A 12,612-nucleotide genomic window follows, 5' to 3' on the forward strand; every position below is an offset into this window, starting at 1 on the left:
ACCCTTGAACGTGAATTCAGGGGTCTCTTTCGTCATTGGATATGTTATTGTTTTATTAGTTAAAATTACTTACGAATAGCTAACATGCTATCTGCAGAGGGCAAAAAGCGAAATTCAGTACTTCGAATACTTACGTCAACACCGAGCTCAGCTAGTTCCTCCTGTAGTACATCGAGTTGCGGATAAAGCTCATCCTTAAATCCGACAAGTGGATATAGAAGAATGATGCCACCCTTTTTCGTAATTCTAATCATTTCTGTAATTGCCGCTAAGTGGAAGGAATAATCGTACTGTTCTTGATATAGGAATAAGAAATGATTACAAACGATACAAGAAAAAGTATCATCATGGAAAGGGAGATTAGGCAGCATAGCGTTCACATAGGTTTCTTTATCGAGATCACTTCTGTAGCTATCAATAAATTTATCTAGTGAATGCTCTCGAATGTCATCATGCGCCTCTATATCTTTATAATAGTTCCAAACAAAAGCATCCTTCTTGGAGCTAAGCTTCTCAGAAGCGATAGAAAGCTGTTGCTTTCCGAACTCATATATTTGCTCGGTGGACAATTTGTAAAGTGGATCGCAAGCTGTTGCGTTATATCCCCTAGAAATACATTCCGCTGTAAATGATGAAGCACCAGCTGCAATATCGAGTATTTTCCCCGTTGTTAGCATCGTTTCATTCAACATAAACATTGATTCGTATTCCTCGAAGGAGCGACATGTCATCGCAACTCCTTGTTGAGCATATAATTCTTTGTTTTTCATAAACTCATCTCTCCTCGGCTACTCTAGTCTTGTCTAAATATCTCTAATCTCATCTAACTTCAATCTTGCTGTTGCATACTGTTTAAAATTATTATAACCATTAAATGTAATAAAACAAGTGCGTTAGCATTTATGCAGTTCTCTTTCGCTACTGCCAAGGAGCAAACAATAATCAACGCAGTAATCAGATCTCGACGAGATAAAAGCTTCTCACGGACACAGAAGCCGTTATTTGTGAGTTTTAGGGTTGAATGGCATTCTAAAGGACACAGAATCCGTTATTTGCCCAAATGGAGTCCAAATGCATCGAAAAATTTGAAATAAGTGCATCTGTGTCCGGTAAATATCGATAATAGAGGCATATACAGCAAATAAGGGTTCAGGTGTCCGTTATCCATCTAGTGAAGCAATAAAAATCAACCTTGTTGCTATTCAAGCACTAAGTTTGCTATTCAAGTACTAAGGTTGGTTTTGAGCCTTAAATGTTGCTTAGAAACTCCGATATGTTTTTCATATAACGATTAGGGTCTTTACGGAATAATAATTCATGCTGACCATTTTCGATTACCCAAAGACTAGAATATTGATTATGCTGATTGGCAGCAATTTGCTCGGCAATATGATAATCAGCTTTATTATCTGATGTACCGTGAACAATATAAAGTGGAATGTCATAATTGTTCGTGAGGATCGATTGTGCAGGTGTATTGGAAAAGACATGATTTGTCCATAACGGTAACAATTCACTAATAATAGTTGTCGTCGGATATTTAGGTAGATCTACATATTGCTGCAAATTCGTATACAGTGTATCAGGACTAGGTAAAAATAAACTATCGAGGATAAGGGCATCGATCTGCTCGGATTCTAAAGCAGCTTGCAGTGCTGTGCCAGCACCCATCGAGAAACCCCACACAATAATCTTCTCAGCGCCACGCTGCTGGGCGTAATCAACTACGGCAAGCAATTGGTTCTTTTCTTCACTCCCCCAAGTAGCAGGGGCGCTATAAGTCTTAGAGGCGTAACCGTAATCGAACATAACAACATTATAATCTAACTCATTCATTAGCTCAGCTAAATCGTACATCGGAACCCAAGTTTCTTCACGATTCGCACCATAGCCATGACTAAGAATAATCGTTTGCTTTGAGATGGTTCTGCTTTCCGATAAGTTTGCAGGAATATACCAGCTGTCTACTGTTGTTTCACCACTTCTGCTAGGATAAACAGCGATCTCATAAGTTAATTTCTTTTCGTCGTATGGATTCGATTCCAATGATGGAACATAAGGGTAAGCTAGATTCCAAGCAATGATCGCATGGCTGACCAGCACAATAATCGCTAGAAATGAAAATATGGCAACAACAATGGCAAGTAGAAAATGTCTGTAGCGGTTGTTCTTTGTATGTTCGGGTACGATAAGTTGTGTCGTACGCCCTTGTATTATTTCGATGCCACTGTCCATTATTCTCACTTCCGTTTCATTAAGCATAGATGTATTAATAATAATGCTAGACGGCTATGGAATTGCTGTCAACCTTATATGAACGTTTGTAAAGTAAATGTAATATAACGACATGCTGACAAATAAAAAATTTACAGAAATAAGCTGAATGAAGTATACTGAATGAGAACGAATATCATTCATTTTGAAAATGAGTTTTACAGCGTGAAACGAAAGACTGCAAAGGCATGTCAGAATATAAATAGAAGGTTATTCGGAAGTAAACGAAAAGTTTTGGGAGATGAGATAGATGGAGCAAGGTAAGTCTACGGTTAGATCGGTTGAGCGAGCATTGGATCTATTATTGTGTTTCACGTTAAAGGCTTCATGGGCGATGACGGAGCTTGCTGGGCATGTTGGATTACATAAAAGCACAGTTCATCGAATGCTTGCAACGCTAGAGGACAAAGGGTTTATCGAGCGTGATCCGATAACTGAACGCTATCAGCTTGGATTAAAGGTATGGGAGTTATCAGCGAATTTGGCTCCTGAAAGTGATCAATCCACGATGTGGCAGAAAGAAATGGAACGTTTGCGTGATCAATTAGGAGAAACGGTGAGCATCTATGTACGTTCAGGCGTAGAAAGGATTCGAATCCAATCTGTCCAAAGTAATGAACCAGTTCGGCGGGTTGCGCCAATTGGCGCACGCTTCCCGTTATATGCAGGTGCATCGAGTAAAGTGCTGATTGCCTTTGCTTCGCCAGTTGAGCAGCATGAAATTTGGCAACATCCATCCTGGCAGCTGCGTGAAGGCAGCAGTATGGAAACATATGAATCCGAATTGCTAGAAGTAGTGGAGCAGGGCTATGCGGTAAGTTTCGAGGAACGTGAAAGTGGAGTGTCTGCCATCTGTGTGCCGATTTATGGGCGTGACAATGAAGTGATTGCCGCATTGGCAGTATCGGGTCCATCGAGTAGATTAACATTAGAGTTGATGAAGGAATTTGCCCCAATGCTGCAAGGTTCAGCTAAGCGAATGAGTATGATGACGAGATTATAGCTGCCGTTTATACGTACATCCAACTTAAACAGGTAACAACTAGCAGGAAGCAATGAATTATTAGTCCTATATTAAAAATTATTAATCATTAACTTATAGGTATATGCTACCGTATTATATAAAAATCTACTGGATCCGACACCTTTATCCGATACATTATATAGCACTTAGCAAAGATGGAAGCTGTACATAATAATAACCTGCTAATAGATTTCTAATACATATAGAGGTATGGAGCTAACATTTATTATGTACAATAACTATAGTTAAGTTAGTGAATTTATAGTGATAGGGAGTGTGCTGTTCATGCTAAAATGGTTCAGACGGAAAAGTCTAGTAGTTACAAGTTCCATTGTATTGGCAATAATATTAATCGCATTAAATACGATACTAACTAGAGTTTCTTACAGCACCCAAGAAAATGCAGTATTTAGAGAATTTCAACAAGTGGGTAGTAAGCTTGGACTACAGACCCAAGCTAATAATATTTTAATTGAATCATTAGCAGCATCAATGAAAAATGGTGAACAACTAGCTGAGGATGATATGGCAATACTAAGAAAGTTATTAACTGCGATGGTTGATGATGAATCTTTAGTAAATGCTTATTATTTTTCTACAAACTTCATTGAAAAGGATGGGGCGACTGAGCTTCGTCTTATGCAAGTAAGTGAGAATCTAGTGCAAGAAGGACTTGATGCAGGAACATCTTATGGTGCAAGCGATGGCATCGTCGCAGCATACCATAATGCTTTACAGGGCAATGTTGGACTTTCACCAATTTATGAATCTAAGTTTGGTAAATGGATTTCTTATTTCTCTCCAATTGTGAATGCAGATGGAGAAGTGATCGCAGTATTCGCTGTCGATTATGACTATGAAAAAGTCGAAGAGCGGTTAGATAAATTGTCTTTTAAGAACAATCTACTTTCAGTAATTACATCTATCCTATCGATATTGCTGGTTGTATTCTTAGTTCGCATGGTAGTTAAGCCATTACGTGTATTGGCGGAAAGTTCCAAAAGAGCTGCGATGGGAGATTTGACGATTCAAGTTCCGGTTACAGCTGGCAATGAAATTGGACAGGCATCTCAAGCATTTAATGAGATGATAACTAGTTTACGAGATCTAACATTGCAAATAGATCAAACCTCACGGGAAGTGTCGGATTCCTCGGCGAGCTTAAAGGAGACTTCAGCTCAGACAGAGGCAGCCACTAACGAAATCGCTACAGCGATACAAAGTGTTGCCGCGAACGCTGATACTCAGCTGCAAAGCTCTACAGAAAGTCAACGTGCGATGATGGAGATGACGATTGGTATTCAGAAAATAGCAGAATCATCATCCGTTGTTTCTGAGCTTGCTGCGGATACATCAGATTTAGCTATACATGGCGAAACGGTTATTAACAAAACAGTCGAGCAAATGGAGACGATTGAGCAACGCGTATTTAGCGCAGCAGAAGTGATGGAAGAGCTGAATGAATCGAACAATCGAATCGGCAGTATTTTAACGCATATCGCTGACATTGCGAATCAAACCAATTTACTTGCATTGAATGCTTCAATTGAAGCAGCGCGTGCTGGTGAATACGGTAAAGGCTTTGCCGTTGTAGCACAAGAAATTCGTAAGCTGGCAGAACGTTCAAAAGAATCCTCGAATGAAATTTCAGAGATTCTTACTGAGATCGGTGTGCGTTCTGAACATGTTACAGCTTCATTAACAAGCTCCGCGAATGAAACAAGAATCGGTTCTGAGCTAGTGAATGCATCTGGTGACTCATTCCGTTCTATTCTACGCTCAGTCAAGGAAGTGTCTGAGCAAGTGCAGGAAGTATCAGCAGCATCCCAGCAAATGTCTGCTGGCAGTGAAGAAATTGCTGCTTCATTAGTAGAGCTGGAGCGTATAGCTCATAATTCAGCATCCAGTTCACAAGAGGTTGCAGCAGCATCAGAGGAACAGCTAGCTTCCGTTGAGGAAGTAGCTAGTTCAGCCGAACAGCTGAGGTCGTTGGCGGGTGAGTTGAGACAGGCAGTAGGAAAATTCAAGGTATAGTAGCGGATGGTTCAAAAAACGGGCTTTGATAACGATAATTGTGCTAACGTAGCATATTCGTCATCGCATCTGAAACGAACTTGGAAAGTACGGCATAAGCTTCCGATGGATGTTTCTTGCAGAAACATTGTAGGTTCGCGTGTACCAATAACGTACACTTGCGCTTCCGCCTTTCTCAAGTAGCGTTTCACCTGCTCGGTTCTGAAAGCCCCCTTTTTGAACCTTCATTGGAAGAGGTAGTTCAAAAAGTGGACTTTGATAACGATGAGCGAATGAGTATGATCAGAATATAGTAATAATAGCTTAACGATGTAGCCCCAACTATTAATAGTTGGGTTTTTTTGTTCATTGTAACAAATGGAAAATATTATGTTATGATTTATGGGTTGAATGAATGATCGAATGATTGTTCAAGTTAATGATGTACAGTCAACAATTGAGGGGGGATTATCAATGGAACGAAGAATGATTGTCAAATTAAGCGTTATTATCTTTATCGTAGCAGCTATAGTTACATCCTACTTCATTTATCAAAATGAGCATGCTCGTTCTGCAAAAACTGTCTTAAGCATCGCTGATAAGGAAGAGATCTTTCAAAGATACTTTAATAAAATGTACGATGAATCAAGAACGGACAAAGATAAAGTGATCGCGGAAACTGCGGACTTTCAAGTGACGAAGTTTGATTTTCTATATAGCAAATATAATACAGAGATGTTTAACGAGTTGGGGTACAATGTGAAAAAGACTAGTGATAAGAAAATTGTTAATGATCTAGTTACAAGACGACTTATGGTCGTAGATGCCAAAAGCAAAGGGATTACTATTCAAGAGGAAGAAATCGAGACTTTTATTGAAACGTTAAAAGGTGATTTCTCGAATAGCGAACAAGTTGATACACAACAAAATGATTCATTACTATTATTTAAAGCTTGGTCGGAAAGTGCCAATATGACATTAGAACAATTTTTGGATAGCGAGCTTCTTCGTGACCAATATGAAGAAGGAGTATACTTTTCAAAATTGTATGAATATTTAATTGCTCAGAAAATTGTCACAACATTGGATGAATATGAAGACTATCAACATAATCTATTTGAGAAGCAGAAGAAGGAAATCGAGATTACGTATAAAAACATTTAAATAGGAAGTTTAAAAGTCAGCTTTTTGAATTTCCTATTTAAAGAAAAAAGACTAGAGATAAGCTTCCGTTGTCGGATCGCTTGTCCCTAGTCTTTTTATTTCATTTCATAAATTACATATTAGCAATCATTTCACGAAGCACTGTTTGAAGAATACCGCCATTATGGTAGTAATCAACATCTACTAGTGAATCTAGGCGAACGATAGCGTTGAATTCGAATACTGTACCATCTTCACGAGTTGCTGTAACCTTAACTTCTTGGCTAGGTTTAACATCGTTAGAAAGACCAGTAATATCGAATACTTCACGTCCAGTAATACCTAGAGTTGTCCAACTTTCGCCGGCTTTGAATTGAAGCGGAAGCACGCCCATACCAACAAGGTTAGAACGGTGAATACGCTCAAAGCTTTCAGCGATAACTGCTTTAACGCCTAAAAGGTAAGTACCTTTAGCAGCCCAGTCACGAGAAGAACCAGTACCATATTCTTTACCAGCGATAACAACAAGGTTTTTACCGTCAGCTTGATATTTCATGGAAGCATCATAGATAGACATTACTTCGCCAGTCGGTAGGTAAGTTGTTACGCCACCTTCCGTTCCTGGAGCAACAGCATTACGAATACGAATATTAGCGAAAGTACCGCGCATCATAACTTCATGGTTACCACGACGAGAACCATAAGAGTTAAAGTCTTTACGCTCAACACCATTATCGATCAAATATTGGCCACCAGGGCTGTTCACTGTAATGTTACCTGCAGGAGAGATATGATCCGTTGTTACGGAATCGCCCATTAGTGCAAGCACATTAGAACCTTTGATGTCAGCGATTGTATCTAGCTCAGTACCAAGGTTAGAGAAGAATGGCGGGTTTTGAATATATGTTGATTTCTCATCCCACTCATAGCTTTCACCTTCAGGAACATTAATCGCATTCCAACGCTCATTTTGCGTAAATACATTTTCGTATTTGCTATTGAACATTTCAGGGTTAAGGGAAGAAGCAACAGCTTGCTTAATCTCTTCGTTTGTTGGCCAAATATCTTTCAAGAATACAGCTTCACCTTGTGTGTCATAGCCAAGAGGTTCGGTAGCAAGGTCAATATTAACCGTTCCTGCAAGTGCATAAGCAACAACTAGTGGTGGAGATGCAAGATAGTTTGCTTTAACTTGAGCATGAACACGACCCTCGAAGTTACGGTTACCAGAGATAACAGCACCAACCGTCATATCATTATCAGCAACAGCTTGGCTAACTTCTTCTGGAAGTGGACCCGAGTTACCGATACATGTAGCACAACCATAACCAGCAACGTGGAAGCCAAGAGCTTCAAGCGGTGCGATTAGGTTAGCTTTTTTCAAGTATTCTGTAACAACTAGAGAACCAGGAGTTAGAGAACTTTTCACGTAAGCAGGCTTAGTCAGACCACGCGCTATAGCTTTTTGAGCTACTAGACCAGCAGCAAGCATAACGCTTGGGTTAGACGTGTTCGTACAGCTTGTAATAGCTGCAATAACAATCGCACCAGTTTTCAGCACAGTTTCTTCACCGTTTGGATGCTTCAATGGAATACTTTGTGCAATTTTTTCTTCAGATAGACCATAGCCACCTTTATCGACTGGCTTACGGATAATATCGTTGAATTCTTGCTTCATATTCGTAAGTTCAACACGGTCTTGCGGGCGTTTTGGACCTGCAAGCGACGGTACGATTGTAGCAAGATCAAGTTCGATAATATCAGAGAAGATCGGATCTGGAGTTTCATTCGTACGGAACATATCTTGTGCTTTATAGTAAGCTTCAACAAGCTCGATTTGCTCTTCTTTACGACCTGTTTGACGTAAGAAAGAAAGTGTCTCGCTATCGACTGGGAAGAACCCAACTGTAGCACCATACTCAGGAGCCATATTAGCTACTGTAGCACGGTCAGGAAGTGAAATATTGGATAGACCAGGACCGAAGAACTCAACGAATTTACCAACAACGCCTTTTTTACGAAGCATTTCAGTAACCGTAAGAGCCAAGTCAGTCGCAGTAGCACCTTCAGAAAGGCTACCAGTTAATTTGACACCGATAACTTCAGGCATAACGAAGTATAACGGTTGACCAAGCATACCTGCTTCAGCCTCGATACCGCCAACACCCCAACCAACAACACCAAGACCATTGATCATTGTTGTATGAGAGTCAGTACCAACAAGAGAGTCAGGGAATACAACGGTTTCACCATCGATTACTTTCGTAGCTGCAACAGATGCAAGATACTCAAGGTTAACTTGGTGAACGATACCAGTTCCCGGAGGAACGGCACGGAAGTTATCAAATGCTGTTTGTGCCCAACGAAGGAAACGGTAACGCTCTTCATTACGCTCAAACTCGATTTTAGTGTTATATTCAAGCGCTTCAGGAGTACCAAAAGCATCTACCATAATAGAGTGATCGATAACAAGATCTACAGGAACTAGAGGGTTGATATTTTTCGGATCGCCACCAGCTTTTTTCACGGTATCACGCATTGCTGCTAAGTCAACAACAACGGGAACGCCTGTGAAATCTTGTAATACGATACGTGCAGGGATAAATGGAATTTCTTTGTCTTCACGACCATTTGCCCAGTTTGCTAATTGTTTTACATGCTCAGAAGTAATTGCGCGACCGTCGAATTGACGAACTGCTGCTTCTAGAAGCACTTTAATGGAGAATGGAAGTTTGGAAATATCTTTGAATCCTTGTTGTTCTAATCCACCAAGATGATAATAAGTGAAATCTTTACCGCCAGAGGTTAATGTGGAACGAACAGAATATTCATTTTGAGTAGCCATCATAAGTCTCCTTTTTGTTGTGAATTTGGATGTAGTTTCATAGAGTGAAACTTTATTTCAAAAAACCTTATATGTATAGTATAGCTGTAAAACTACATGGACGTAAAGTCATTTTGTAAGCTTTCTCTTAAATAATGTAGATCATCCTTTTATGTAGATTTTTATTTCAAATGACTGCACCTGATCACGTAGTAGGACGGGCTAGCGATAACTATTTCTACATGTATTGCATCATTGTCGCATATAATGAACCAGTTATTCATACGTTTTGCTTGGACGGCTTGATCATATATGTTGGGAGGGAAAACATGAGTAGGTCATCAGCTAGTATAAAACGCAAATCAAGAAAAGTTCCGAGAGCAAAGCAGCAGGCTGTTCTACATGCAACACAAGGTACAAGAGTGCTATCGCAGCGACAAACGAACAGTTATATTCCTCATACGCTGCAGAAATCTGTTATTCCAGCAATTAAAGCATCGTTGCCCCCATTGGATCCAGCAACTATCCAAGAACGAAAATTAGATTGGAAGCCGGCATTACAGCAATATATTACAAGGTACAATCAAGCGGAAACAGATCAATTTGCACCACGTTTGAATGATTTGTATAGCGATATCATTCATCAAGAGCGCGTAGAAGGAAGACTAGAGCGTGTTCGTGAACGTGAGCTTTTACGAGGTGTTCATACGGAAGGTAGCGAAACTAAGGCTGAAATTGTACAGGTGAACGAGTTAGATCGTGAAATGATTGTACATCTCCGTCTACACGTGAAAAGAAGACTACAACAAGATGGTCAACAATATATAGAGGAACGATATGATCATGAACGTGTATGGTTATTGAATGATCAGGGCAAATGGTTAATCACAAAAGTTGAACCGATAATGTTAGAACGTAAGCCTAGGTTCGGTGGAGCCGTCATGGATTGGAGTTCTGAATACGAAGCAGAAGAAGAGCCGCAAGCGATTGCAGTACCATACTTAAATCCAGATCTTATTCCCAAATTCCGCCGAGTGATGCAAGGTAAACGTTATCGGCGTGATCTGGTCGTTGCCTATGCCGATCAATGGTGGAATAAGGGGAATCCTACTTACGATGAATTTGATTCAAATTGTACGAATTATGTTTCGCAATGTATCTTTGCAGGTGACGTACCAATGATTTATACTAACAGAAGAGATAGTGGATGGTGGTACAAAGGAAGAGAGCAAGGTAAAGAATGGTGGAGTTATAGTTGGGCAGTCTCTAAGGCATTGGCAACTTTTCTAATGAAACCACGCAATCAAGGGTTGCGTGCCATAGAAAAAGCATATGCGGATGAACTTGAGCTAGGAGATATCATTGTGTATGACTGGAATGGAAATACACGCTATCAGCATACGACCATTGTGACGGCATTTGACGCAAAAGGTCAGCCGCTCGTTAACGCTAATACAACGGCGGGCAGACATCGTTATTGGGACTATAAAGACTCTTATGCTTGGACACCTAATACACATTACCGTTTCTTCCACATAACCGACTATGTATAATAGATAGCGGCACTAATATTCCTTATCTTATTTTCAGATCATTTATTCATTAATCGTAGAAATTATAATTAAACTTATCATTATAATGATAGTAGTGGAGGAAAAGTAATGGGAAGCAAAGTTAAGGTAGGTCTTGTTTACGGTGGTAAGTCGGGAGAGCATGAAGTTTCATTGTCCACCGCATTTGCCGTAATGAACGAATTCGACTATAGCAAATATGAGATTAAACCTTTCTATATTACGAAGCAAGGTCAATGGATTACTGGTCCATCGATGATAGAGCCACCAACATCGGGTGAACATTTACGATTGGAAGCAAGTGCTGCGACAAGTCAGGGGACGACTCACTCCGCTTTGTTTTCTATTTTCAGCGCGCTGGATGGTGTGCAGCATGAACAACAAATCGATGTCATTTTCCCGTTATTGCATGGAACATTTGGTGAAGATGGAACGATTCAAGGATTATTTGAAATAGCTAATATTCCTTACGTTGGCACTGGGGTACTTGCTTCAGCTGTAGGTATGGATAAAGTATTTATGAAAAAAGCATTTGCAGATGCGAATCTTCCGCAATGTGTATTCCGTTACTTTACAAAAGCACAATGGTCAAAGGATCAATCCTTCTTTTTAATGGAATGTGAAATTGCACTTGGTTATCCTTGCTTTGTAAAGCCTGCTAATCTAGGCTCAAGTGTAGGGGTGTCTAAAGCGAATAATCGTGAAGAACTCATTAAAGCTATTGACTATGCATTCCGATTTGACCGTAAAGTTATTATTGAAGAATTTATTGATGCGCGTGAAGTAGAAGTTAGTGTATTGGGAAATGATGAACCGAGAGCATCTATCGTAGGTGAAATTATTTCTTCTAATGATTTCTATGACTACAAAGCAAAATATATTGATGGCAAATCAACAATGGCGATTCCTGCTAACTTGGACGATACTAAAATGGCAGAGTTGCGCGAAATGGCAGTTACTGCATTTAAGGCGATTGATGGAAGTGGATTATCCCGTGCTGACTTTTTCTTAGAAAGAACAAGTGGTAAAGTATTCATCAATGAACTGAATACTTTACCTGGCTTTACGCCATTTAGTATGTATCCATTATTGTGGCGCGAAAGCGGACTTAATTATCGGGAATTACTTGATGAGTTGTTGAAGCTTGCTTTTGAACGCCATGCCGCTAAGCAACAAATTGATTTTGTTGGCGATAATATGTAAGTTGCTTATATGATGCCCGTCCCTACCATGGTGGGGGACGGGTATTTTCTTAATAAAGGAAGTTCAAAACATCCGACTTTTTGAACTTGTGTTACATATAGAAGAATATGGTGTTGCTTCATGATATACTTACAGAGGAAGTTCAAAAAAGAAGCTTTTTGAACATGCACTTATATAGTGTACAAGCAGAATCTTGAAAATATGAATAAATAATATAAATGTAATGAAGGTGAGGACAAGAATATGGGATTTCAAACTGAATTCAACTCCGTATGTAAATTTAAGTCTGAGCAAGAGCTATATGAATTGTTAGAGTATGGTAAGGGTAAGATGGTAAAGAAAGAATTCAGAGTTTATCCAACTGGTCAAAAGGTTATTGCCTACACACCAAGTAATGAAGCGATTGCGATTGTTCGTATATTAGCTTCTATTGCTGAAATCAATTTTCAAGGTGAAGAAATTACGCAAGTTGAGATGGAACTTATTCGCAAATTAACAGAAGAAGAAGCACGCGTGCAAACGGCATTAGCGTATGAGATGTTCTTCGGAGAGCGGTAGTA

9 protein-coding genes are annotated in these 12,612 nt (G+C 39.7%); 6 read left to right on the top strand and 3 right to left on the bottom strand.

Going from position 1 to position 12,612, the window contains the following annotated elements; genetic code table 11:
* Positions 1–65: 65 nt before the first annotated feature.
* Together AC1TO5_RS06950 and AC1TO5_RS06955 are read right to left on the bottom strand one after the other, a co-directional pair.
* Entirely contained in the window at positions 66–770 is a 705-nt protein-coding gene (locus tag AC1TO5_RS06950; RefSeq protein ID WP_482062075.1) for a class I SAM-dependent methyltransferase, read from the bottom strand.
* Positions 771–1,248: 478 nt separating this feature from the next.
* Positions 1,249–2,235 (bottom strand): alpha/beta hydrolase, encoded by a 987-nt coding sequence (locus AC1TO5_RS06955; RefSeq protein ID WP_482062076.1) that lies wholly within the window; start codon positions 2,233–2,235, stop codon positions 1,249–1,251.
* A 289-nt stretch (positions 2,236–2,524) separates the two neighbouring features.
* Between AC1TO5_RS06955 and AC1TO5_RS06960 the strand changes: the two genes are divergently transcribed.
* The 3 genes from AC1TO5_RS06960 (at position 2,525) to AC1TO5_RS06970 (ending at position 6,475) form a co-directional block, all read left to right on the top strand.
* Positions 2,525–3,277: an IclR family transcriptional regulator gene (locus AC1TO5_RS06960; RefSeq protein ID WP_482062077.1), complete on the top strand. Its 753-nt coding sequence runs from the start codon at positions 2,525–2,527 to the stop codon at positions 3,275–3,277.
* 306 nt (positions 3,278–3,583) lie between these two features.
* A complete protein-coding gene (locus tag AC1TO5_RS06965) occupies positions 3,584–5,332 on the top strand; it encodes a methyl-accepting chemotaxis protein (protein WP_482062078.1) in 1,749 nt (582 codons plus the stop codon).
* 453 nt (positions 5,333–5,785) lie between these two features.
* Complete coding sequence (locus tag AC1TO5_RS06970) at positions 5,786–6,475, top strand: hypothetical protein (protein WP_482062079.1); 690 nt, start codon at positions 5,786–5,788, stop codon at positions 6,473–6,475.
* Between the two features lie 112 nt (positions 6,476–6,587).
* Here AC1TO5_RS06970 and acnA read toward each other — a convergent pair whose 3' ends face one another.
* A complete protein-coding gene (acnA, locus tag AC1TO5_RS06975; RefSeq protein ID WP_482062485.1) occupies positions 6,588–9,299 on the bottom strand; it encodes an aconitate hydratase AcnA in 2,712 nt (903 codons plus the stop codon).
* Positions 9,300–9,607: 308 nt separating this feature from the next.
* Here acnA and AC1TO5_RS06980 point away from each other — a divergent pair, with 308 nt between their 5' ends.
* The 3 genes from AC1TO5_RS06980 (at position 9,608) to AC1TO5_RS06990 (ending at position 12,610) form a co-directional block, all read left to right on the top strand.
* Positions 9,608–10,831, top strand: coding sequence for an amidase domain-containing protein (locus tag AC1TO5_RS06980; protein WP_482062080.1), 1,224 nt, complete (start codon positions 9,608–9,610; stop codon positions 10,829–10,831).
* Positions 10,832–10,939: 108 nt separating this feature from the next.
* Complete coding sequence (locus AC1TO5_RS06985; protein ID WP_482062081.1) at positions 10,940–12,052, top strand: D-alanine--D-alanine ligase; 1,113 nt, start codon at positions 10,940–10,942, stop codon at positions 12,050–12,052.
* Positions 12,053–12,295: 243 nt separating this feature from the next.
* On the top strand, positions 12,296–12,610 hold the full coding sequence (locus AC1TO5_RS06990) for a hypothetical protein (RefSeq protein WP_482062082.1): 315 nt from the start codon (positions 12,296–12,298) through the stop codon (positions 12,608–12,610).
* Positions 12,611–12,612 lie beyond the last annotated feature (2 nt).

Source organism: Paenibacillus sp. Y930 (assembly GCF_056786375.1).